21 protein-coding genes and 1 riboswitch are annotated in these 22,861 nt (G+C 42.1%); of the genes, 2 read left to right on the top strand and 19 right to left on the bottom strand.

Annotated elements, in window-relative coordinates; translation table 11 throughout:
- A complete protein-coding gene (locus BUC10_RS13100; RefSeq protein ID WP_313785906.1) occupies window positions 1-3,255 on the bottom strand; it encodes a glycosyltransferase family 117 protein in 3,255 nt (1,084 codons plus the stop codon).
- Window positions 3,256-3,319: 64 nt separating this feature from the next.
- Window positions 3,320-4,303, bottom strand: a complete 984-nt coding sequence (locus BUC10_RS13095; RefSeq protein ID WP_131819079.1) for a response regulator transcription factor — start codon at window positions 4,301-4,303, stop codon at window positions 3,320-3,322.
- A gap of 154 nt (window positions 4,304-4,457) precedes the next feature.
- On the opposite strand from BUC10_RS13095, the gene BUC10_RS13090 reads away from it, so the two are divergent.
- Window positions 4,458-5,897 (top strand): pyridoxal phosphate-dependent decarboxylase family protein, encoded by a 1,440-nt coding sequence (locus tag BUC10_RS13090; protein WP_073180391.1) that lies wholly within the window; start codon window positions 4,458-4,460, stop codon window positions 5,895-5,897.
- Here BUC10_RS13090 and BUC10_RS13085 read toward each other — a convergent pair.
- From BUC10_RS13085 to BUC10_RS13050, 8 genes are all read right to left on the bottom strand, one after another.
- On the bottom strand, window positions 5,894-6,304 hold the full coding sequence (locus BUC10_RS13085; RefSeq protein ID WP_073180389.1) for a group III truncated hemoglobin: 411 nt from the start codon (window positions 6,302-6,304) through the stop codon (window positions 5,894-5,896). The two genes, BUC10_RS13090 and BUC10_RS13085, sit on opposite strands and share 4 nt — an antisense overlap.
- Window position 6,305: 1 nt before the next feature.
- A complete protein-coding gene (locus BUC10_RS13080) occupies window positions 6,306-6,659 on the bottom strand; it encodes a hypothetical protein (RefSeq protein WP_084732649.1) in 354 nt (117 codons plus the stop codon).
- A 21-nt stretch (window positions 6,660-6,680) separates the two neighbouring features.
- Complete coding sequence (locus tag BUC10_RS13075; protein WP_073180387.1) at window positions 6,681-7,277, bottom strand: Crp/Fnr family transcriptional regulator; 597 nt, start codon at window positions 7,275-7,277, stop codon at window positions 6,681-6,683.
- Window positions 7,274-7,882 carry a MarR family winged helix-turn-helix transcriptional regulator gene (locus BUC10_RS13070; protein ID WP_073180385.1) on the bottom strand — a complete coding sequence of 203 codons (609 nt, stop codon included), beginning with the start codon at window positions 7,880-7,882 and terminating at the stop codon, window positions 7,274-7,276. The genes BUC10_RS13075 and BUC10_RS13070 overlap by 4 nt, the downstream gene beginning before the upstream one ends.
- Before the next feature lie 54 nt (window positions 7,883-7,936).
- On the bottom strand, window positions 7,937-8,200 hold the full coding sequence (locus BUC10_RS13065; protein WP_073180383.1) for a DUF2024 family protein: 264 nt from the start codon (window positions 8,198-8,200) through the stop codon (window positions 7,937-7,939).
- A 4-nt stretch (window positions 8,201-8,204) separates the two neighbouring features.
- On the bottom strand, window positions 8,205-8,927 hold the full coding sequence (locus BUC10_RS13060) for a hypothetical protein (protein ID WP_073180381.1): 723 nt from the start codon (window positions 8,925-8,927) through the stop codon (window positions 8,205-8,207).
- Between the two features lie 38 nt (window positions 8,928-8,965).
- Window positions 8,966-9,199 (bottom strand): thioredoxin domain-containing protein, encoded by a 234-nt coding sequence (locus tag BUC10_RS13055; RefSeq protein WP_073180379.1) that lies wholly within the window; start codon window positions 9,197-9,199, stop codon window positions 8,966-8,968.
- 77 nt (window positions 9,200-9,276) lie between these two features.
- On the bottom strand, window positions 9,277-10,278 hold the full coding sequence (locus BUC10_RS13050; protein WP_245812833.1) for a serine hydrolase domain-containing protein: 1,002 nt from the start codon (window positions 10,276-10,278) through the stop codon (window positions 9,277-9,279).
- A 204-nt stretch (window positions 10,279-10,482) separates the two neighbouring features.
- On the opposite strand from BUC10_RS13050, the gene BUC10_RS13045 reads away from it, so the two are divergent.
- A complete protein-coding gene (locus BUC10_RS13045) occupies window positions 10,483-11,346 on the top strand; it encodes an AraC family transcriptional regulator (protein ID WP_073180375.1) in 864 nt (287 codons plus the stop codon).
- 1 nt (window position 11,347) lies between these two features.
- On the opposite strand, the gene BUC10_RS13040 is transcribed toward BUC10_RS13045, so the two are convergent.
- From BUC10_RS13040 to BUC10_RS13000, 9 genes are all read right to left on the bottom strand, one after another.
- Complete coding sequence (locus tag BUC10_RS13040; RefSeq protein ID WP_073180662.1) at window positions 11,348-12,115, bottom strand: head GIN domain-containing protein; 768 nt, start codon at window positions 12,113-12,115, stop codon at window positions 11,348-11,350.
- A gap of 43 nt (window positions 12,116-12,158) precedes the next feature.
- Window positions 12,159-13,265 (bottom strand): acyloxyacyl hydrolase, encoded by a 1,107-nt coding sequence (locus BUC10_RS13035; protein ID WP_073180372.1) that lies wholly within the window; start codon window positions 13,263-13,265, stop codon window positions 12,159-12,161.
- A 72-nt stretch (window positions 13,266-13,337) separates the two neighbouring features.
- Window positions 13,338-14,291 carry a methylenetetrahydrofolate reductase [NAD(P)H] gene (gene metF, locus BUC10_RS13030; RefSeq protein WP_073180370.1) on the bottom strand — a complete coding sequence of 318 codons (954 nt, stop codon included), beginning with the start codon at window positions 14,289-14,291 and terminating at the stop codon, window positions 13,338-13,340.
- Between the two features lie 6 nt (window positions 14,292-14,297).
- Window positions 14,298-16,970 (bottom strand): methionine synthase, encoded by a 2,673-nt coding sequence (gene metH, locus BUC10_RS13025; protein ID WP_417935129.1) that lies wholly within the window; start codon window positions 16,968-16,970, stop codon window positions 14,298-14,300.
- Window positions 16,967-17,437 (bottom strand): hypothetical protein, encoded by a 471-nt coding sequence (locus tag BUC10_RS13020; protein ID WP_073180366.1) that lies wholly within the window; start codon window positions 17,435-17,437, stop codon window positions 16,967-16,969. The genes metH and BUC10_RS13020 overlap by 4 nt, the downstream gene beginning before the upstream one ends.
- Window positions 17,438-17,447: 10 nt before the next feature.
- Window positions 17,448-18,461, bottom strand: coding sequence for a homocysteine S-methyltransferase family protein (locus BUC10_RS13015; RefSeq protein WP_073180364.1), 1,014 nt, complete (start codon window positions 18,459-18,461; stop codon window positions 17,448-17,450).
- A 78-nt stretch (window positions 18,462-18,539) separates the two neighbouring features.
- A riboswitch (SAM riboswitch) is annotated at window positions 18,540-18,672 on the bottom strand.
- Window positions 18,673-18,811: 139 nt separating this feature from the next.
- Window positions 18,812-19,873: an NAD(P)/FAD-dependent oxidoreductase gene (locus tag BUC10_RS13010; protein WP_073180362.1), complete on the bottom strand. Its 1,062-nt coding sequence runs from the start codon at window positions 19,871-19,873 to the stop codon at window positions 18,812-18,814.
- A gap of 52 nt (window positions 19,874-19,925) precedes the next feature.
- Window positions 19,926-20,702, bottom strand: coding sequence for a uroporphyrinogen-III C-methyltransferase (gene cobA, locus BUC10_RS13005; protein WP_073180360.1), 777 nt, complete (start codon window positions 20,700-20,702; stop codon window positions 19,926-19,928).
- Window positions 20,695-22,785 carry a HEPN domain-containing protein gene (locus tag BUC10_RS13000; RefSeq protein ID WP_073180359.1) on the bottom strand — a complete coding sequence of 697 codons (2,091 nt, stop codon included), beginning with the start codon at window positions 22,783-22,785 and terminating at the stop codon, window positions 20,695-20,697. Before BUC10_RS13000 ends, cobA begins: the two co-directional genes overlap by 8 nt.
- Window positions 22,786-22,861 lie beyond the last annotated feature (76 nt).

Here is a 22,861-nt window from a genome sequence, read left to right as displayed (position 1 = left end):
CTACTCGTCCACCAGATGTTCGAGCATGGAGATATCCGTTTCAAAGGTCTCTGTTGCCTGTTTATAAAAATCCTTGTCATTGTTTTCTCCGCAGATTTCAAGGCAACGTCTATATGCATAACTATCAGATAGGACATCATCAATTTTTGCATATTGGTCGGTAACCTTCATTCCAGCATAGTAGGCTAATCGTTCATGGTAGACCTGCTGCAATTTCTTAAAAAGTTCTCGAGCCTTCTGAACCTCCCCTACTTTATAATATCCTTCCAAAAAAGGTTCTACAAACATATAATACCCATAAAATTCAAAAGGTATATTTTCCATCGCCATCTCGATTACCATCTTTGCACGGTCAATCTTTCCCTCCGCGATCAGTTGTTCCATGAGGCGAGCCAGGCTAATCCTAAAACTAACCCCAAATTGTCTCCTGGTTTGCGGGTCATGGTAGATGTCAAGATCACCCGCGTTGCCCCAATCCCATTGGCTCACAATTTGGAATGCCGTTTGGGTATCTATACGTCCCATATCTACCCCACCTTCGAATTTGTTCCTTATTGGCACCAATTTATAGGCCAAACCATCCAACTGCAGGTAATCCTTCATCCATATATATTCGGCGTCATCAAAACTTCCGCCAGAAAAATAAATAGGGCGTTCCCAGTCATTGTTGGCCAAAACATCCAACATTAAAATTCTATTCTTGTACAAAACATCGGGCAAATCTATGTCTATAAAGTCCACGATCAGGTGCTCGTCCTTTTTTGAAACCAGTCCGCTTTCCAATACATTTTTCTTGTTTACGGGAACTCGAATCTTATTCGTGGGATAAAACACGGTTGACAATTCACTCTCGGTATAATCAGACGGGTCCAATCCGTACTGCTCCAAAATATTCTTGCGTTTTGATTTTGGATGGTCGCTCCCAATCCAGTTCATAAAGTCCTTTATGTCCCAGCGATTTTCTGTCAACGGTTGATGATACACATAATCCCTATTGCCATAACGATAAAGTTCGTGGGTAAGTTGGGAAGGTATAGGCTCACTTTGATAGGATTTCCGTTTCATTTGGTCGATATACCAATCCGTGGCAAAATACCCCGTCACTATAACTCGTACATCAGTTCTGTATTCTTCGATTTCCTGAAGGTACCATAACGGAAAATTGTCGTTATCCCCAATGGTAAAAAGTATGGCTCCGGCATCTTTTTTTGTGGAATCCAGATAGGCCTTGGCCGAAGCTCTTGCCGTATACCTATTAGACCGGTCATGATCATCCCAATTCTGGAAAGCCATCAACAATGGAATTGCCAAGAGTGCTGCGAAAAGAAAAGGCACCTTCCTAGGATTGAGCATAAGCCTTTTATTCAAAAAAGAGCCAATGGCAAAGGCACCAAAGCCGGTCCAAATGGCAAAGGCATAAAAAGAGCCCACCAAAGAATAGTCCCTTTCCCTGGGCTGAAATATGGGAGGATTGGTATAAAACTGAATGGCCAGACCCGTAAACATAAAGAAGACAAAAAATACCCAAAATTGTTTTGGGTTACGTAGCCATTGAAACACCAAACCGGTTAAACCCAATAAAAATGGCAAAAAGAAATAGGTGTTCCTTCCTTTGTTATTTTTCACATCTGAGGGAAGGTTCTTTTGATTTCCCAAGCGGAGCTCATCCAAAAAGGAAATTCCACTTAGCCATTCCCCATTTCCATCGTATTTTCCCTGGATATCGTTGCTTCGCCCAACAAAATTCCACATGAAATAACGGAAGTACATATAATTGAACTGGTATTGGAGCAAATACCTCACATTATCCCATATGCTTGGGGGTTTCACCTCCAAATATTCCGCAAAATCCCTTAAAAATTTAATGTACTGTGCCGTATCAATTTCCCCTTTTGCATACCCTTGTTTAATTTGCTGCACAACTTCCCGTAACTCTGCATTGGAAAGATGTTTTGGTTTGACGGTAAAATCCAGTGCTCCGAAATATCGCATATAACTTTCGGCATTTTCACTGCTCCACATTCTGGGCAAAAACCCAATATGTTGAGGGTTTGATTCTGGAATTGCATTCTTATAGGGGTTTACAACTTCGTAGGTACCCGTTTTGAGGTTCTTTTCATATTTCGGATTATCATCCTTCCGACCTATACTTTCCGCGAAGCTGTCTGAATAATAGGCTCCATAAAAAGGACTTTCGGTACTGGGATATTGTTCACGGTTGTAATAGGCCAAAAGCAATCGGGCATCGGATGGATCGTTCTCATTGATTCCCACATGGGCATTGGCCCGGATGGGCAACATCAACCATGAGGTGAATCCCAACCCCATAAAAAGCAAACACATCACCACGAGATGGGTCCTTTTCCACCCCTTGGCATGACAATAACGTATGCAAACATATAACAAGACAAGTAGCAGAGCGCCCATAAGGAAGGAACCCGAATTAAAAGGCATCCCCACTTGGTTCACGAAAAAGACCTCGGCCCACCCGAATAGTTTCAAAACATAGGTCAACGAGAACTTAAAAACCACGAGTAAAAGTCCTACACCTAGCACGTTGAAGAGCATAAATTGTTTAAGGTTAGGTTGTGGGCAACGCTCAAAACAATACAATAGTACCAGTGAGGGAATCACCAAGAATCCCATAAACTGGATACCGAAGGTGAGACCAACAACAAAGGCAATCAATAATAGCCATTTAGCACTTCGAGGATGTTCCAAATTGTCAATCCATTTTAGACCCATCCAAAGTTGCACTGCCATCACAAAGCTCGCCATAGCGTACACTTCCGTTTCCACGGCATTAAACCAAAAGCTATCAGAATACGTAAACACCAAGGCCCCCACCACTCCACTGCCCAATCTAAGTATCGAGTTTTGAGCAGAGCCGTTTTCCTTTTGGGATTCCAACTTGCCCAAGAGATGGGTGATCGTCCAAAATAAAAATAGGATGGTAAACGCACTGGCCAAACAAGAGACATAGTTGACCATCAACGCGATTTGGCCATTGTCCTTTGCAAAAAGGGCAAAACAAGCCCCTACCATTTGAAAAAAAGGAGCTCCAGGTGGGTGCGGTACTTCCAGCTTCGCCGATGTGGCTATGTACTCACCAGAATCCCAAAAACTTACCGTTGGTTCGACCGTAAGCAAATAGGTAACAAATGCGTTGAAAAACAGCATCCACCCGAACAGTAGATTCCAATTTTGGTACCGTTTTTCAAGTGGTAAAAACAATCTTTGGATATATCCTTGCACCGCTCACGTGTTTGGATGCAAGAAAGCTGGGAATACTCTGTTTCACTAAAATTTGGGGTGCCAATTAGGTACTAGCACCAGTATCCTTTTGCACCAATTCCTGACGGTTGGACACATTGAGCTTGCTGTAAATACTAGTAATATGGCTTTTTACCGTACTGAGGCTAATATAGAGTTCGTTCGCAATTTCCTTATTGCTCATGCCCTGTAAAATCAAAGTTCGAATTGTATTTTCCTGTTTGCTCAACAAAGAAACGGCTCTGTTTTTTTTGAATTTTCTGGACCTGAGCAGGGCAAATCCCAAACCGATGGTCAAAATGATGAGAAAACTGATTACCCATTTGCTCCACAGCAATTGACTCTCCAGGCTTTTACCGGTCAAATACGCCAATTTTTTTTCTAAAAACAGATATTGGGATGGTTCTAAATCGCTCTGCTTCAAATCTGTAAGCAATGCCAAATAATACGATTCGTTTTGGGCGATATCTTGGTCCAAAAGTGCTTTGGATTCCAGTTGTTTAACCCCTATAAGTTTGACCATCAGTATTTGAAGGGAGTCTTTTACATAGGCCTTACTGGGAGCTATCCTCTCCTCTGTATGGATAAACTCCGTCAGCAAATTAGACTCAAAATTCTTAAGCTTTTGCCACTCTAGCTGGGCTGTATTGGAGGTTTCATACGATGCCAGGGGCGTTGGGCCTTTTCCAAACCGTATAAAATCTTTGTTGGAGAGTATAAAATCGGCTTCATGAACTAAGGTATCCCCTAAAGCCTTGTGAACCCGGTTTACCGATATCCGATAGAGTTTGTTTGACTCCGAAATGTATTTTTTATGAAATGAAAACGAACCATCCTTCTTAAGGCGGGTTACTGCAATAGGCTTGCCTATTGACTTCCCCACAGTAGCTTCAAGCGCTAATTCCTTTAAATGTACCTTGGTATCCCAGTGTTTTAACTCGTGATCATCAAGATGGCCCGAAATGGCATTCTGTCCAAAAAGCTGGAAAGAGAAACCCATCGCACATAAAACCCAAATAAACTTCTTCAAACTCCTGATTTACTCCTTAAAATTAATCCATTTAAGTGGCTGGAACAATATGTCATCAACTTTTCTTCTCTACCTTTTTTACAAATTAAAGAACATCGGTCATGCATAATGCCGGGAGAAAAGGATAATTTTGCACCAATTTTTGCAGCCTTTTATGAAAACAAATCCCGCCACCTTAGAGCTTTCCCAAGATGAAATGAAAACCTATGGTTATCAGGTTGTTGATGCCATAGTATCCCATTTCGCTACACAAAATGACAAAATGCCCGTTGCCATGGGTTCCAGGGAAGAAATGGATTCTTTGTTTCTCGAGGAAGCTCCGGAAAAAGGAACGGACCCAAAAGAGGTACTCGATTTTGTGTTGAGCAAGGTCATGACCAACAGCACCAATATGGCGCACCCCAAGTCCTATTCCTTTGTCCCAGGCCCAAGTAATTACATTAGTGTCATGGCTGACACTCTGGCTACGGGATATAACATTTTCTCAGGTGGATGGGTCGCCTCGCCGGCAGCGGCAGAATTGGAAATCATCACCATTCAATGGCTCTTGAAAATATTTGGGCTTCCGCAGAAAAAGGGCGGTGGAATTTTTACCAGTGGAGGGTCTATGGCCAACTTAACGGCTTTGACCACGGCCAGACGTATAAAATGCGGGCAAGATTTTTCAAAAGCTGTGATTTATCTTTCGGACCAAGCACACTCCTCAAATGTAAAAGCCATTCGGGTATTGGGGTTCAAAAAGGAACAAATAAGAATCATCCCAACGGATATAGAGTTTAAGTTCGGTTTAAACAAATTAAAAAACTGTATTGCCAAGGACCGATTGGAAGGTCTTCAACCTTTCTGTCTTATTGCAACCTCTGGCACCACCAACACAGGTACGGTAGACCCACTTACCGATTTGGCCGCTATTTGTAAAAAAGAAGATATTTGGTTCCATATTGATGGGGCTTACGGAGCTGCAGCCATTCTTTCCAAAAAAGGAAAACAATTGATGAAAGGCATTGAAAAGGCTGATTCGTTGACCGTGGATCCCCACAAATGGTTTTACCAACCCTACGAAATGGGATGCCTTTTGGTTCGTAACCACAAACATCTGAGCAGCACATTTACGGAACGACCAGAATATCTGAGGGATATAGAAGGAAATACTTCGGAAATTAATTTCTACGATCATGGCATACAGCTTACCCGTAGATTCCGAGCTCTTAAGTTCTATATGTCCATCAAAAGTTTTGGACTAAAGGCTTTTAGAAAAGCAATAACCTATAATATAGAGCTGGCTGAGGAAACTGAAGCAATTCTTAGGGCAAGCAAAAAATGGGAAGTGGTATTTCCGGCAACTATGGCAGTTATCAACTTTAGATACAACCCCATAGACCACAATTTCAACCAGACCAAATTGGACAAAATCAATCAGTTTATCTCCGAGAAGGTCGTGGCCTCTAGAAAAGCATTATTGGTTACCACCTTATTACATGGGCAAGTGGTTTTAAGAATGTGTTTAATCAACCCAAGAACCACACTTGATGATGTAAAGGATACCTTGGAACTTTGCGAGCATTTTGCTGCCGAGAGTCCAGAGTTGTCCTAACCACCGTTTAGTTGCTGACTCCTTTTCTGTTGTTCAAAAATGGTGATGAACATCCGCACGCTAATATTTCTAGCGCGCTGCTTTGCTTTTTCCGCATTGGTTCCAACAAAATAAGTGTCAATAGTCTCTATCCAATGTCGAAGCCAGATTCCGAAATGGTAGTTGGTAATGGTATTTCCCATTTTTTCATCCACCTCGGCATGCACCTTTAATGGGTTTCCCTTGTATTTCTGAACAAAAAAGAGATTGGTCTCCCAAAAGTTGATCAATTTTTCGATGTGCTCAGGCCAATCCTCTATGGTTTCGTTAAAAAAGTGCCCAATCTCAGGATCCTTCCGCACTTTGGTGTAAAAACTTGTCACCAATAGGCGCACATCATCCCTATCCACCAATTCCTTCTTGCTCATATCACAACAAATTTAGGATTAATACCACACTGCTCAACACCATACTTATTAGAAATAAATTGAAAATCGTCTTTGGCTTGCGCTGTGATAATACAGCTGCGTTGAACCCCATGCAAACAATGGTCACCAAAAATAATTGAAACATTTGCAGTGGTGACACCCCGTTTACCAAAATGTACATGGCTGCAACAGAACCCAAGCAACTTTGGGCAATAATGAAAATTGTGGAATAACCCCTGATGTCCCTTTCAAATTGATGCAAGCTTTTAAGATAAAGTTCCATAATCATGTCATTTGTCATTGTATGGAACAAAATTATCTCAGGGCCAAGACCCAAATTTATGACCGAAATCATATAATGCCTGTTTAAGGCTGGTCAACGTACAATTTTATGCGCTTGTATTTGAAGTACTCCTTTTTTTTCAAGTGCCTTGACGGCCCTAATAACCGTTTCAACCCTGAGTCCTGTCAAGTCTGCCAGTTGCTGACGCGAAAGTTCAACTACGTAGGGCTTGTTTACCGGAATATTGTGGATGTGTTCTTTAAAATAATCGATAAGTCTCAACAAACGATGTTCAGGGCTTTCCGAGGATATCTCAGCTACCATGGTTGCCTTATAATGCAAGCGTGCAGCCAAAGTCCGTGTTACCTGAAGATGAATTTCCGGGTTTTCTTTGAGCAATTTAAAAAAAGTGCCCTTTTCAAGTTTCCAAATACTACTCTCCTCTACGGCCTCTGCCTGTGCGGGATAGGCGAGTTCTTGAAAAAGTGGCGGCTCGCCAAAACTAGAGCCTGAAGTGAATATCCCTTGAATGAACTCTTTACCATCAGCGTTGAAATTGTTCATTTTGATTTTCCCAGAAATCACCTGAAAATAATACCTGGGAATCGATTGTTCTGTAAACAGCACCTCTTTCTTCCCTAGGGTAATTTTAAGTGCTCCATACTGTTTTAGGATACTCTCGGGAATCATTGCTTTTCTTCAAATTCAACACAATCCAGACGAATGTCCTCATGTTTTAACTGCTTTTCCAGGAGGTGGCAGTAATGGTTTGCGGTGGTTTTCTGATAGTATTTACAAGCATAGCAAGTGCGCTGGACTGTAAGGACACCATGCTGGTTCAATTTGTAAATCAATTTTCCCAGTGTTTTGAAAAGGTCCTGTTGCTCTTCCGTTGATAAGCCAGATACATGATTGCTCATGGGGTTTGCAAAATCTTCGGTTTGGGCAACCATCTCTTGACCCAAGGTAGACAACACTATGGTATAGCTTCGGTTATCCGATGAGGAATAATCTTTAATGATAAGGGATTTTTTATCCAGAACCCTTACAGCATCGCTAATGGTAGGTTTTGTCACATTGAATTCTTGCGCCAGAAAACTAACATTGTTGAACTCACTTTTGTGATGGGCAACAAAAATCAGAATTTGGATTTGAATAGGACTCAAACCAAATTCCTTGGCCTTTTCCCAAAGCATCACCTTAAACGCCTGTGAAACACGCTCCAAGCCGGCAACTATCTTGCTCGATAAATTGTCCTGCTGTATTTTGGGGTCGAAAACACTGTTATTTTCCATAGTAAACCATGCCTGCCGGGCGTCCGACAGGCAAAGTTAGTTATCCTAATCAAATTAGGAACAATTTTCCATTTCTATAATATAATAGCCCTGCTCACGTATGCCCTCCTCAACCGACTCAGGAGCGGATTGCATGTGGCAAAATCTACATTCGTTTGCGGATAGTTCTCCCGTTTTAAACGATTTAGTCTCTAAATAGGCCTTCCCGTATCCGAAAATAGTTGTGCTTTCGGTAAGCGTACTTGGCACCAAAATATCAAAGTGCATTATTTTCCCATCTTCCCTTGGAACATAGGTGTCCCATACTGAAACTTCCATGCGTCTATTTTACGGTATAAGGAAGGGACAAATCGCCGCTGGCTACACTAAATACTTCATATACGCCAAGCATAGGCTTATCGTCTATACTGGTGTTAACTTTCATATAGGCCGAGACTCCATCATAGTTAAAATCCGTTTTTCCTTTTATTCTGTAATCAGGAACCACAACCTTTATCACTTTTGCCCTCGTGATTACCGGGTATCCCGGAGAATCCATGTACATAGGCATACCAGGATTGGTGGGTGGAAGCACAACAGTTTCGTCGGCCTTCTTAAACTGCTTTACCGCTAGTCCCCCAGCCACTCTTTTATCCTCAGTGAGCACAACCCAATGTGGATGCCATACTATTCCATCATTATCCAAAATGCTATCTCCATTTTCGTCCCAAAGCGGAGTGTCATCAAAATCAGGGTGCGAAGTCAAGGCAAGGGCAAGTATCCCTTCTGTAGCACTAAATCCAACATCTGTTGGTTGTAGGCTTGTGGGGAATACGTATCCCAAAACAGGGGCACCATCAAGTTTTCCTGCAGGGTTGGGAACCGTATTTCCGGCATTTCCTTCAACAGCAATTTCCCAAACCGTTACACCAAGGTCGGACTCATGCGTGACCTGAACGGCTTCGATTTTAAAATCTTTCGTGTTGTAGGGGCTCTTTTGGGCACAGGCTGCAAAAAGGTTCACCACCAACAACATTGTTAAAACATAGTTCATTTTTGTTTTCATGATAATTTATTTAGGATTCCTAACTTTTATTGACGCGATTACCCTTTTACTTCCTCTATGGAAGCCCCAAAATTTATGTGCAATACATTCCCATTAGGTGTTACCAAAGCGGGAACAGATTTTACGCCCAACCCTTCTGCTTCGTTTATTCTAGAACGATCTTCTCCAATATTTACAATGTATACAGCTTCAGAACCCATTAACTGGACTATTTCCTGTTCCGCACTTACACATACCGGGCAGCCAGCATGATAAAAAATTGATTTACTCATTTGATTTATATTTTAAGTTTATTGCACTATTGCTTTGCAAATATAGTAAGGATTCCTAATTATACAAATTAAAAAAATTATATTGCCTCTATAGCCTCATCTATATGAGTTTGTACTTTTGGGTCTGTGCAGTTGATAAGAAGCGAGATTACAAGTCCTGTTTTGGGGTAGACAAAAAAATTGGAGTACACCCCAACACTATTTCCAACATGACCAACAAAGTCTCTTCCCAAACTATCCTGGCTTACCTGAAAACCCAATCCATAGTAAGTAGGATTCCCATTTACCAGTTGTGACGAAAGTAATTGATCCCATTCTTTATCAGGAAGAAGTTCTTTGTTCAGGATACAACGACCAAGTTTATCGATGTCATTACTTGTAGATAAGTACCCTCCTCCAGCAATCTTATATTGATTATCCACTGTGACAGCATTCTTGATTCCTACTTTATATTTGGTGTAGAAGGTCGCCTTAGGAAGTTCTTTCTCCTTATCCAATGACCGTCGCTTCAGTGCATCCGGGGTGAAAGTATGTTCCATCCCAAGAGGTACCAGAATCTTTTTCGATACGTACTCGTTAAAGGCCATGCCGCTAGCTTCCTCCATAGCCAGGGAAAGCAACACAAAATCATAACTGTTGTATAAGTAGCCCTTGCCAGGTTCAAATTTCAAAGAATCGTTTTTGAATAGTTCCAGACTATCCTTTATGGACATCGCTCTGTTTAATGCGTATTCTTTGCCTCGATATCCTCGTATTCCCGCTGTATGCCCCGCCAACTGCCGCAATGTAATATCGAATTCCTTTTTGGGATAATAGGGTACATGGTTGTAGATTGAATCATCCCAATCCAAAATTCCTTCTTCTACCATTTTGGCTAAAGCCAATCCTGTAATACACTTGGAAACACTTGCTATTCTGAATATCGTGCGTTGGGGATCTACTGGTGTTTTATCTTCCAAACGGGCATATCCATAACCTTTCTGAAGTAAAACTTCATTATTTGCCGAAATGGTCACCGCCAAGCCCGGTACTTTTTCTTCAAGGGCTAGATTCTGAAAAATAGCATCGGCTTTTTCCACGCCTGTGAGGTTTTCAAGTCTATTAATCCCTGACTTGTTAAATAATCCCTTTATATATGTCAATAATCCTCCCAATCTCCAGTTTGTTGCTCGAACATAAAAAGAATTCAAAAGAACAAAAAATACATATTGCAGGAAATCCGCAAGAATGGAAAAGCCACTGCCTGCTTTTACCTATAAATTTGTTTCAAGAATAGTGAACTGATGCCAGAAAACAAGAGTAACAAAACCCTGTACCATCAAAAGCTCAATAGAGTGGTTGACTATATCCATAATCATCTGGACGAAAAAATTGAGATTAGAAAATTGGCTGAATTATCCCATTTCTCCCCTTTTCATTTTCATAGAATCACTCGGGCTCTTTTAGGAGAACCCATCGGTGCCTACATTACCAGAGTTCGATTGGAAACCGCTGCCAAAATGATACGCTACAGCCCTCTTTCCATAGAGGAGATTGCATACAATATCGGTTATGATGCTCCTTCATCACTCACAAAAGCTTTTAAACAATACTTTGGGATTACCCCAATATCCTATCGTAATAACAACACTTGGAACATTCAAAACATACATATCATGGAAACAACGTCACTGAATATAAAAAAGCCTAAAATTGTCGACCTTGAAGACAAAAACTGCATTTATCTTACCCTAAAGGGAGCATACCAAAAATTGGACTATCCCGCGGCCTGGACAACCTTATGGGGAGAAGTTAAAAAACAGAAGCTATTTACCGCTGGCATAGAACATCTTGGTCTCCCCTACGATGATCCCAAGGTGACCAAAGAAAACAACATTAGGTATGACGCCTGCCTCATCATACACAAAAAGGCCCAGCCTGCAGGAAAAGTAGGCACGAAGATTTTAAAAGGAGGAAAATATGCAGTTTTTCATTATCAAGGTAGTTATGGCCATCTGAGCGAGGTCTATAACCATATTTTTAACACTTGGCTATTAGAAAGCGAATTTGAACTTAAGGATGAACCTGTGCGGGAAAAATACCTGAACAATGCAGAAAAGACAGAGGAGCACAAGCTAAAAACCGAGATTTATATTCCGATCAAGTAGGTCAGTCCCTGAAAATCAACCGTCCGTTAAAGAGTTCGTCCACTTCAATTTCCGGCGGACGGTCACTACTGATCACGTCTCCAGTTCCACGAATCACCCCAGCAATTCGCTGTTGAGGGTCTACAAAAACATCATTGGAACCCCTATGATTGATATTTACACTTTGGGCCACTAGGTTCTGGGCCTCAATTCTGGAATCCCCAGCAGCTATGGTGATATTGAAGTTGTCGGTTGTACCGAACACTTTGAAGTAGCCAATTGAATTGGTAATGATTGCCACAGTCTCGGCATTGACCTCCAAATCAAATGAACCATCCGTTGTTTCAGTTTCGGGATTGGAAAAGCTCTCTGAGGCTAGTTGTAGGGAAGGGTAATTGAGCACGCCATCACTTGAGATCCGGAGACCCGTGCTGCTCCGTATCTCAGTGATATTTGGTGCGGTAACATAAATCGTGGTCAAACCGTAATCCCGAATGAAATTACAACCATTCTCGTTACGAACAATGAGTCTGTCCCCTTCCACCGAAGCGGTTACCTCATTTTGTAGAAATTCTCCGGTTTCGATATCAACTTGCTGCTCTTCCCCATCCTTGATGATCAGATTGATATTTTCAAAAACAGTGATCTTTGAAAAACTCGGTACTTCAACGGTCCTTCTTGTCAAATCTCCCGCTCTTTGGAAACAGTCCGGTACATTTTCCCCATTGCAACCCATATTTAAAAGGCACAGCACCAACAGGATATAGCTCCAAAAATTTTTGAAGCTCATCTGTAAGTAATAGGTTGACCATCTAGCCATGAACATCATACATCTATAGTCTAATTCCAATTCCAAATTCTACAGTTTCCGCTTTGGCGCCATGGGATTTTAAGGTAATTGCCCCAAACCATCTATCCCCGAAATAACGCTTCAGACCAATTCGATTATAGACCCTTCCCTCAAAATCAAATGGGTAGTATACGTAATATCCCAATTGAGTTTCAAAACTCAATTTATTGATAAACAATTCATGTCCAATAAATACCCCAACTCTTTTGAAATCCGTATCCGGTGCCACCTGCAATTCCGGAAAGGATATGGATTGAAAGCGAATCAATTCTTTTAAGAAATTGGAAAAAAATACATCTGTTCCCAATTGCAAAGCACTTTTCCTACCCAATCTTTTGTCCGCATAGGCCGATAAAATCCAGAATCCGTAACGCCCTGAGTCAATAACATCACTTTCATTCACCCCGGTTCTGAATGCCAAGTTGTACCGAATGGGCTCTTCTACCTTTTCTTTGGTTTCGGGCTGTAAGTAGTTATAATTCAAATCCTGGTCCAAGTCATACGTCAACCCTAGATTAAGCGCAAAAGTGTTTGTGGAGGTGTTTGGTGCCTTAAAATTGGCATTGGAGTAATGTATCAGGGAAATTCCTGCCTTCACTCCAAGCCCTTTGAATAGATTTTCCCTTTGATAATTGAACATGACCATGGTTGAACTCAACAAATGGGTTCCATAAGCATTGTTTCTAAAATTGTCGTTTTTATCGTACGGATTGGTATTATACGCTACTCCCTGCCCTATTCTGAATTGTAAATTTCTTTGGAGAAAATAGAAATTATAGTGGGCGTATAATCCAAAATGCTCCCCTAGGGTAGCATTGTTCATATTCTGATAAATGAAGGAAAGCCCAGTATCCGGATAACCATATAAAGCTTCCCATTCTTCATGCCCAAAGCGTTTTCGATTGAATCCTAGTATCACACCACCGGGATGGGCCGAAATCAAATGGGAAATATCTGGGTTATGAAGCAAAATGGAACCATAAAACTGACTGGCATCCAGCACATATTTTTTGGCTATCTGGGAATCTTGGGAAATTCCCTGACTTGCTACCAAACCAATAACGAGGTTTAAAAGAAGTAGGCGCTTCATGAGGTGCTAAAATAGCCCTTTTTTGATGGAAGGTTGGTATTTAAATTTTATTTCAAAACTGGCAGGAGCATTTTAAAAAATCTCTTTTGCTATGGCCTTGATATTGTCCGATTTACCCATAGAATAATAATGCAAAACCGGGACTCCGGCTTCTTTGAGCTCCTTGGATTGCTGAATGCACCATTCCACCCCTACTTGCCGCACTTCTTTATTGTTTTTGCATTTTTCCACCGCGTCGATCAAATCCTCAGGAATATCCACCCTAAAAACTTGGGGCAAAAGCTGTAAATGTCGTTTAACGGCAATGGGTTTAATCCCAGGAATAATAGGAACATCTATCCCCATCTTTCTGGCCTCTTCCACAAATTCAAAGAATTTTTGATTGTCGAAGAACATTTGGGTCACCACGTAGTCCGCTCCCAATTCCACTTTTTGTTTGAGGCGCTTTAAATCTGACTTTAGCGATGGGGCTTCCATATGTTTCTCAGGATATCCGGCTACCCCAACACAAAAATTGGCACAATTGTCGGTTTCAATGACCTCATGCAAATAATTTCCTTTGTTCAATTCCCTAATTTGCCTTACCAAGTCCGAAGCGTATTTATGTCCCCCAGAAGTGGGTTCAAAATACTTTTCTTCTTTCATGGCATCTCCTCGCAAGGCCATGACATTGTCTATCCCTAGATAATGACAATCTACCAAAAGATACTCCGTTTCCTCACAGGTAAAACCACCACAAAGTACGTGGGGAACGGTATCGACATCATATTTATGCTTAATTGATGCGCAGATCCCCAATGTTCCCGGGCGCATACGCGTCAATTTTTTGTCCAAAAGGCCGTCCCGGTCAATATAAACGAACTCTTCCCTGGACGTGGTAACATCAATAAACGGAGGTTTAAATTCCATAAGTGGGTCGATATTGCCATACAACTCCTGTATGCTCCGACCTTTTACGGGCGGGATGATCTCAAAGCTAAATAGAGTCTGCCCCTTTGCTGCTTTTATGTGGTCAGTTACTTTCATTTGTGCTTAATTGTCAACTAGATTTGGTGCGAGCCATTTCTCGGCTTCTTCATTTGTTATTCCCTTTCGTTGCGCAAAGTCCTCGACTTGGTCCGGTTTTATTTTTCCCAAGCCGAAATATTTCGCCTTTGGGTTGCCAAAATAATAGCCGCTAACGCTAGCCGCCGGCCACATGGCCAAGCTTTCCGTAAGTTCAACGCCTATTTTCTCCTTGACCTCCAACAATTCCCATATGGTTAGTTTCTCCAAGTGATCGGGGCAAGCTGGGTATCCAGGAGCAGGGCGGATTCCCCGATATTTCTCCTCTATCAATTCATTATTGGACAAGGTTTCATCCAAGGCATAGCCCCAGTATTCTATCCTCACCTCCCTATGAAGATATTCAGCAAAAGCCTCTGCCAAACGATCCGCCAAGGCTTTGACCATTATGGAGCCGTAATCATCCAGATTCTTTTCATATTCTTGTGCCAACTCCTGTGTTCCAAATCCGGTGGTAACACAAAAACACCCCATATAGTCTTGAATTCCAGAGTTTTTGGGGGCAATGAAATCTGCTAGCGCAATGTTGGGAACTCCTTCCCTTTTCTTCAGCTGCTGCCGCAAGGTTCGAAACATGAATTTGGTATTGTTTACCTCCACCTCAATGTCATCCTCATCTACCTGGTTGGCCGGGAACAATCCAAAAATAGCTTTGGCCTTTAATAACTGTCCATCCAAGATTTGCTGTAACATGGTTTGGGCATCCTCAAAAAGTTCGGTTGCTTGGACACCAACTACATCATCCTTTAAAATATCCGGAAATTTTCCATGAAGGTCCCAGCTTCTAAAAAAGGGACTCCAATCGATGAAATCGGTTAGTTTTTTTAAATCAAAGTTCTCTAAGACCTGAATCCCCAATTTTTTGGGTTCTGTGATATCCAAAGCATCCCAATCGATTTGCAATTTGTTGTTTCGCGCTTCAGACAAGGTTAAATATTCTTTTTGCTTGGTACGGTTTAGAAAACGATCTCGAAAGCTTTCATAATCAAGCTTAATGGATTTTTTATACCCATCAGAGGTATCCTTTTGAAGCAGGTCGCCCACTACAGTAACCGCTCGTGAGGCATCATTCACATGAACCACAGCCTGACTGTATTGAGGATCGATTTTGACCGCGGTATGCGCTTTGCTTGTGGTTGCGCCACCAATTAATAAGGGCACGGTAAACTGCTGCCTTTCCATTTCCTTGGCCAAGAAAACCATTTCATCCAAAGAAGGTGTGATCAAACCACTAAGCCCTATAACATCAACCTGTTCTTCCTTGGCCTTACCAATGATTTTTTCAGGAGGAACCATTACTCCCAAATCCACAATTTCGTAATTGTTGCATGCCAATACTACACTTACGATGTTTTTTCCAATGTCGTGAACATCACCTTTGACCGTGGCCATTAAAATCTTACCTGCTGAAGATGTATTGGAATCTTTGGAGGCTTCAATAAACGGGGTCAGATGGGCCACTGCCTTTTTCATTACCCTAGCCGACTTCACTACTTGGGGAAGGAACATTTTTCCACTTCCAAAGAGGTCGCCAACCACGTTCATACCGGTCATCAGATTACCTTCAATGACTTCCAAGGGTCTGGAAGCCTTCTGTCTCGCTTCCTCCACATCCTCCACAATATACTGATCAATCCCTTTAACCAAGGCCCTGGTAATTCGGTCTTGAAGAGGTTCTTCCCTCCACGACAAATCCACCTTACTTTCCTTGGCCTTGCCCACGACGGTTTCCGCAAATTCCAGTAAGCGTTCCGTGGCATCATCCCGTCTATCCAGAATCACATCTTCCACATGTTCCAGTAGGTCTTTTGGAATATCGTCATAAATCTCCAACAGAGCAGGATTAACAATACCCATGTTCATCCCGGCTTCTATAGCGTGGAACAAAAACACAGAATGCATGGCCTCACGTACCGGATTGTTCCCTCGAAATGAAAAGGAAACATTACTAACACCCCCACTTACACTGCAATGCGGAAGGTTTTGGCGCACCCAACGGGTCCCCTCAATGAAATCTATGGCATTTTTTCGATGCTCCTCCATTCCTGTGGCCACTGGAAAAATATTGAGGTCGAAAATGATGTCTTCAGGGGGGAAATGAACTTCGTTCACCAAAATATCATAGGAGCGTTTGGCAATCTCTATTCTTCGGTCATAGTTATCCGCCTGACCCACTTCATCAAACGCCATGACAATCACCGCCGCCCCATATCTTTTGATTAAGGTAGCTTGCCGCTTAAACTCAGTTTCGCCTTCCTTGAGACTGATAGAATTGACTACACATTTGCCCTGAACCACTTGAAGTCCCGCTTCAATGATTTCCCATTTAGAACTATCAATCATAATGGGAACCCGGGCAATATCCGGTTCGGAAACAATAAGGTTTAAGAATCGAACCATGGCCTCCCTACCATCGATCAAGCCATCATCCATATTGATATCGATGATTTGGGCCCCGCCCTCCACCTGATGTCTGGCCACCTCCAAGGCTTCATCAAACTTTTCCTCTTTTACGAGCCTAAGGAACTTCTTGGAACCTGCCACATTAGTCCTTTCCCCAACGTTTATAAAATTGCTTTCAGGAGTAATTATAAGGGGTTCGAGACCTGAAAGTCGTAAGTGTTTTTGTGCGGTTATCACTTTTCTAATGACTTTTGATCGATTCGTACATATTTCTCAATGATATGTCTTTTTATTCTGGCCTCAGGGACATCTTCAATACCCGATTGAATCAATGTATCTCCTTTGATCTCGATTTGGAACTGAAACTCATGTCCCCGAACCTCATCAACGGCTATGTATTCCAACTTCTCTACGTAGTTGTTCCCATCCAAACTATAGCTTCCCCCACCTGCATAAAATCCATCCCCTCCAGTCGTTGGTTGGTTGAAAAAAGCAAAATGATCTTTATTGATCAGTTTTATAAAATCCGATTTGGAAAGGTCCTTGATTTGAATAGAATCCCCCTCTTTGATTTCGCCGTAGACTAATTTCCAAGAGCCCACGATCCCTTTGGAATTTGTAAACCCTTCCTTAGGAATATCCTTATTGGTCTGCTCACAGGAGAAGACAGCTAAAATCATTAAGACCAGAAGAATTCTTTTCATCTTATGAAGTTTAGATTTTAACAGCTATCTCCGAAGATATCTTCCTAGGTTTGTATTTGGATGCCAAGTCAGCTATCGCTTTGATATGTTCAGGGGTGGTTCCGCAGCAACCTCCCACAATATTCACCAAGTTTTTCTCGAGATACTCTTTGATCTGTTCAGCCATCTGCTCCGGAGTTTCATCATATTCTCCAAAAGCGTTGGGCAAACCCGCATTGGGGTGAGCTGAGACACCAAACGGAGTCTTTGCCGAAAGCACTTCTAAATGGGGAACCAATTGGTTAGCCCCCAAGGCACAATTAAATCCGACAGTTAGAATTGGAATATGCGAAACAGATATCAAAAAGGCCTCTGCTGTTTGTCCTGAAAGTGTCCGACCTGATGCATCTGTTATAGTACCGCTGACCATAATTGGCACCGCAATATTACGTTCTTCCTTTACCTCTTCAATGGCAAAGAGGGCTGCTTTCGCATTTAAAGTGTCAAAAATGGTTTCTACCAACAAAATGTCCGCTCCCCCATCCAATAAAGCCTCCACCTGTTCTTTGTAGGCATACCTAAGTTCATCAAATGATACGGCCCGAAATCCAGGGTCGTTTACATCCGGGGACATACTGGCGGTTTTATTGGTTGGACCAATACTACCCGCCACAAATCTAGGTTTGTGCGGTTCTTTGGCCGTAAACTCTGCGGCTACCCTTTTTGCAATTCTTGCCGATTCATAGTTGAGTTCATATACCAATTCCTCCATGTGGTAATCTGCCATAGCTATTGTGGTACCGGAAAAGGTATTGGTTTCCACGATATCCGCTCCAGCGGCAAAATATTTTCTGTGTACTTCGGCCAACGCCTCTGGCTGGGTAAGGGACAAGAGATCGTTATTACCTTTTAGGGGATGTTCCCAATCCTTAAATCGTTCTCCTCTAAAATCTTCTTCTTCGAACTGATAACGCTGCAACATGGTTCCCATGGCGCCATCCAATACCAAAATTCGTTCCTGTAAAATAGCTTCAATCTGCTCCATAACTAAATTGTCCCTTTTTTTTTGGGATCTAATTAGGTATCAAGAAAACATTAGGAAAATTTGCTGTAAAAGCTTTTCTCGTTATCCATCCCATCATCATGTACCGATGTTAGGTAGAATGTAGCACCTTCTCAGAATCCCAGATGATGGGATGTGCTAAGGGTTGCTAAGGCTTCACAGGGTCTAGTCCCTCCGCCTTTCTCGATAACCACTTCAAATTTTAAATGAACTGAGGACAAAATAACAGCACTTTGTCCTCAAAAACAACTTAAATCCGATTTATTTAGTCAAAACCCTCCAAAGCAATGCTATAGAGGGTGTTGACTGACTCAAATAATCTAAAATAAGCTCTAGATTATGCTTTGCACCACTTCTTTTTTGGCCTCTTTTTTGGTTCCATCAAAACCTTGGACGCCACCAACGGTAGTGTATTTCATTACAAATCGCTTATCTGGGTTGATAATCTGATAGGCATATTGGCACATTACGGCCGCCTCATGGAATCCAGATAAAATCAATTTTAGTTTTCCAGGATAGGTGTTAACATCACCGATGGCAAAAACACCTGGAATATTGGTCTGATAATCCTTTGCATTATTGACCATAATCGCATTTTTCTCAATTTCCAAGCCCCAATTTCCTATAGGTCCCAACTTTGGGGACAAACCAAAGAGCGGGATAAAGTAATCCGTCTCCACATAGGTCTGTCCTTTGGCCTCGTCATTATGTTTGATGACAACCGCCTTAAGTTCGTTTTCACCATGAATTTCCTTCACCTCAGCCTCAGTATACAATAGAATTTTACCCAATTTCGCCAGTTCTGAAGCTTTTTCTACAGAATCCAAAGCGCCCCTAAATTCGTTTCTTCGATGCACCAAGGCCACTTCGGAAGCTACATCCGCCAAATAAATGGCCCAGTCCAGGGCGGAATCCCCACCTCCCGCAATCACTACTTTCTTGTTTCGGTACACTTCAGGGTCCTTGATCATATATACCACTCCTTTATCCTCATAATCACCAATATTGGCAATCAATGGTTTTCTGGGTTCAAAAGATCCCAGTCCGCCGGCAATGACCACTACAGGTGCATGATGTTTGGTTCCTTTATTGGTAGTTACAATAAACGATCCATCCTCTTGTTTTTCTAAAGTCTCAGCTCGTTCACCAAGGGTAAATCCGGGCTCAAAAGGCTTGATTTGTTCCATTAAACGGTCTACCAAATCCCCGGCCAAAATTTCTGGATAGGCCGGAATATCATAAATGGGTTTTTTAGGATAGATCTCGGAACATTGACCTCCTGGCTGCGGTAAGGCATCTATGAGATGGGTCTTTAGTTTTAAAAGACCGGCTTCAAACACGGTAAACAATCCTGTTGGTCCAGCTCCAATTATCAGTACATCTGTCTTTATCATAACTCTATTTTAATGGTCTATTTCCCATTTTTGGGTTGTTGACCGACCTATATTAATTATTGTTTTCTACTAATTCTAACTTGTTCGCGTAATGCTCTTGGAGTTCCATAAGTCGCCGTCGATGATGAACCACCTCCCCAATAATGATAATCGCGGGATTGGATAACTGCTGCTCCTTTGCCTTGTACTCAATGGAAGCAACAGTACCAATTCCCACTTTTTCTTTATCTGTTGTGCCGTTTTGGATAATTGCCACAGGGAGTTCCGATTTTCCTTGCTGTTTAAACAGTTCCATAATTTCCCCCAGTTTGGACATCCCCATCAAGATGAGAATCGTGGCATTTGACTTGGCCGCCAACTCCACATCCTTTGATAGTTTATGCTCTTTTGTAGTGCCCGTAATTACCCAAAAACTTTCGGTAGCCCCTCTTTTGGTCACCGGAATATGCTGTGCTGCCGGTACGGAAACTGCAGATGAGATGCCCGGAACCACGGCCACTTCCAAACCATGTTGGGCCGCATACTCCATTTCTTCCGCTCCCCTACCAAAAACAAAAGGGTCTCCACCTTTTAAGCGTACCACATGTCCTTTCGTTCTTGCCCGCTGAACAATCAGTTCATTAATCTGTTCTTGTTGGTAGGCATAGCATCCTTTTCTTTTCCCTACAAAAATTTGCTCCGCATCACTGGCATATTCCAACAACTGTGTATCTACCAAAGCGTCATATAAAACCACATCCGCATCGGACAAAGCTTTGATTCCTTTTAGGGTAATCAATTCAATATCTCCCGGTCCCGCACCTACTACAGTTAGTTTTCCTCTATACATGGGTCAATTCTAATTTTCTGTAGGCCTCCAATTGCTCTAAAACGGTTTTAGCATCGTTCAAAAATTGCTGGGCGAATTCTTCAGTAGGCCTGTTTTTGTTCAGCTGAAGCGCCAAATCTTCAAAACTTCCTTCCAAATTAATTTTCCCAGATTCCACATAAAGGCGGTCAAAATCCCTGATGATACCATTATGTGTATTGGTTTTTACTTTTTCCGAAGTCAATAGCGCTTTAGCCGAATTCACAATGGATTGGTATGAATAATAGATACTAGCAGCCCATTTTCCTTCGGATAAGGCTTCCTCGGCTTTCTCAATTTTTTCCTGGCTCTCAAAAAATAGTGTTGCCACGAGATCCACAATAACGCCAGCGCATTCCCCTATTCCTATCTCTTTCTTATACTTTTCCTCTGTTCCCCAGTCGATAAAATCTGAAGGGTTAAGGTTTTCAATATTGGCTAGAGGTTTAAGGAAATCATAGAAGTAATGTTCTCCCTTTTCCCAATAGTAGTCCGCAAATGAAGACCCGTTTCCATTGGTGTTGAAATCATCTAAGATCAAACGCAAGGCTTGCGGCCCTCTTTTACTTGGAATTTTGATCACCTTATCCGCGAATCTTCCCTTTCCGTTTCCGAAGTTGCCCCCGCCCAACAGCACTTGAAGTGCTGGAGCTACCAATTTGTCCTTGGTCCGTATGGACATCCCTTGAAAACCGATATGGGCCATATTGTGCTGGCCACAAGCATTCATACAACCACTAATCTTGATGACCACATCAGGATTGCTGATATACTGAGGATACTCAGCCTTGATTACCCGTTCCAATTCCTCAGCAATTCCAGTACTACTGGCAATCCCAAGGTTACATGTGTCGGTGCCAGGGCAGGCGGTGATATCCAAAGCTTTGTTGTATCCGGCCTCCACAAAACCCAGTTTTTCCAATTCTGAATAGAAAAAAGGAATCAAGGCCTCCTTTACGTAAGGAATTAAAATATTTTGGCGAAGGGACAATCGAATTTCTCCAGCGGCATATTTTTGAACCAATCGAGCCAAATCTCGAGCTTTATCGGTGTAGAAATCCCCTAAAAGTACCTTTATTCCGATGGCCACATAACCTTTTTGTTTTTGTGGAACAAGGTTGGTGGACTTCCAAGTATTAAAGGCCTCTTGATTCTGAATGGTCACCTCTGGCACCTCCACTTCGGCAACCACTGGTTGTGGATAAGTTTCAAAATCAATGGGATAGCTTTGATGTGGAATGGCCAATTGCTCTTCTTCAAGAAGTACTCTAAACCCATCCAAACCAATATCCTTGAGCAGAAATTTCATTCTAGCCTTTGCCCTACTCTTACGCTCTCCATGTCTGTCAAACACACGAATAACACCTTCCATCAAAGGAATAATCTTGTTGGTTGGCAAGAAACTATAAAGTTCATCGGCGTGACGGGGTTGGGAACCTAATCCGCCAGCCAACATCACCTTAAATCCTCTTTCTCCATTTTTAATTTTGGCGATAAAACCCAGATCATGCATATAGGACAATCCGGTATCGGCATCACTGGCAGAAAAGGAAACCTTGAATTTCCTTCCCATTTCCTGTCCTATTGGGTTTCTCAGAAAATATTGAAAAACCGCATGGGCGTAGGGGGAAACATCAAAAGGTTCGTTTACGTCAATACCTGCGGTTTCGCTCGCAGTGACATTTCTTACTGTATTTCCACAAGCCTCACGAAGGGTAACATCATCTCTCTCCAACTCGGCCCACAACTCTGGGGTACGTTCCAAATCCACATAATGAATCTGGATGTCCTGGCGGGTGGTGATATGCAATCTTCCTCTGGAATATTCGTCCGAAACATCGCAAATGCGGAGCAGTTGATTGGATGTTACCTTCCCGTAGGGAAGCTTAATCCGAACCATCTGGACCCCTTGCTGGCGTTGTCCGTATACTCCTCTAGCCAAGCGAAGGCTTCGAAATTTTTCCTCATCAACTTCACCTCCTTTGAACTCGCGAATCTTACGTTCCAATTCAATGATATCCTTCTCAACAACCGGATTCTCTATTTCTGTTCTAAAACTCTGCATAATTCTATTTTTCCTATATATTTAATAGGATTTAAAAATCATAATCCCATTACCTTCAGGAGCACTTCCTTGGAAG

Origin of the sequence: Flagellimonas flava (assembly GCF_900129665.1) — a bacterium.
Lineage (GTDB): Bacteria > Bacteroidota > Bacteroidia > Flavobacteriales > Flavobacteriaceae > Flagellimonas > Flagellimonas flava.
Note: the sequence above shows the minus strand (reverse complement) of the source record. Positions and strands in the feature narration are given on the sequence as shown.

Excerpts from the sequence above, each read along its gene's own strand:
- BUC10_RS13090 (WP_073180391.1), top strand. The coding sequence starts at position 4,458 with ATGAAAACAAATCCCGCCACCTTAGAGCTTTCCCAAGATGAAATGAAA.
- BUC10_RS13085 (WP_073180389.1), bottom strand. The coding sequence starts at position 6,304 with ATGAGCAAGAAGGAATTGGTGGATAGGGATGATGTGCGCCTATTGGTG.
- BUC10_RS13080 (WP_084732649.1), bottom strand. The coding sequence starts at position 6,659 with ATGATTTCGGTCATAAATTTGGGTCTTGGCCCTGAGATAATTTTGTTC.
- BUC10_RS13075 (WP_073180387.1), bottom strand. The coding sequence starts at position 7,277 with ATGATTCCCGAGAGTATCCTAAAACAGTATGGAGCACTTAAAATTACC.
- BUC10_RS13070 (WP_073180385.1), bottom strand. The coding sequence starts at position 7,882 with ATGGAAAATAACAGTGTTTTCGACCCCAAAATACAGCAGGACAATTTA.
- BUC10_RS13065 (WP_073180383.1), bottom strand. The coding sequence starts at position 8,200 with ATGGAAGTTTCAGTATGGGACACCTATGTTCCAAGGGAAGATGGGAAA.
- BUC10_RS13060 (WP_073180381.1), bottom strand. The coding sequence starts at position 8,927 with ATGAAAACAAAAATGAACTATGTTTTAACAATGTTGTTGGTGGTGAAC.
- BUC10_RS13055 (WP_073180379.1), bottom strand. The coding sequence starts at position 9,199 with ATGAGTAAATCAATTTTTTATCATGCTGGCTGCCCGGTATGTGTAAGT.
- BUC10_RS13045 (WP_073180375.1), top strand. The coding sequence starts at position 10,483 with ATGCCAGAAAACAAGAGTAACAAAACCCTGTACCATCAAAAGCTCAAT.
- BUC10_RS13040 (WP_073180662.1), bottom strand. The coding sequence starts at position 12,115 with ATGAGCTTCAAAAATTTTTGGAGCTATATCCTGTTGGTGCTGTGCCTT.
- BUC10_RS13035 (WP_073180372.1), bottom strand. The coding sequence starts at position 13,265 with ATGAAGCGCCTACTTCTTTTAAACCTCGTTATTGGTTTGGTAGCAAGT.
- metF (WP_073180370.1), bottom strand. The coding sequence starts at position 14,291 with ATGAAAGTAACTGACCACATAAAAGCAGCAAAGGGGCAGACTCTATTT.
- BUC10_RS13020 (WP_073180366.1), bottom strand. The coding sequence starts at position 17,437 with ATGAAAAGAATTCTTCTGGTCTTAATGATTTTAGCTGTCTTCTCCTGT.
- BUC10_RS13015 (WP_073180364.1), bottom strand. The coding sequence starts at position 18,461 with ATGGAGCAGATTGAAGCTATTTTACAGGAACGAATTTTGGTATTGGAT.
- BUC10_RS13010 (WP_073180362.1), bottom strand. The coding sequence starts at position 19,873 with ATGATAAAGACAGATGTACTGATAATTGGAGCTGGACCAACAGGATTG.
- cobA (WP_073180360.1), bottom strand. The coding sequence starts at position 20,702 with ATGTATAGAGGAAAACTAACTGTAGTAGGTGCGGGACCGGGAGATATT.
- BUC10_RS13000 (WP_073180359.1), bottom strand. The coding sequence starts at position 22,785 with ATGCAGAGTTTTAGAACAGAAATAGAGAATCCGGTTGTTGAGAAGGAT.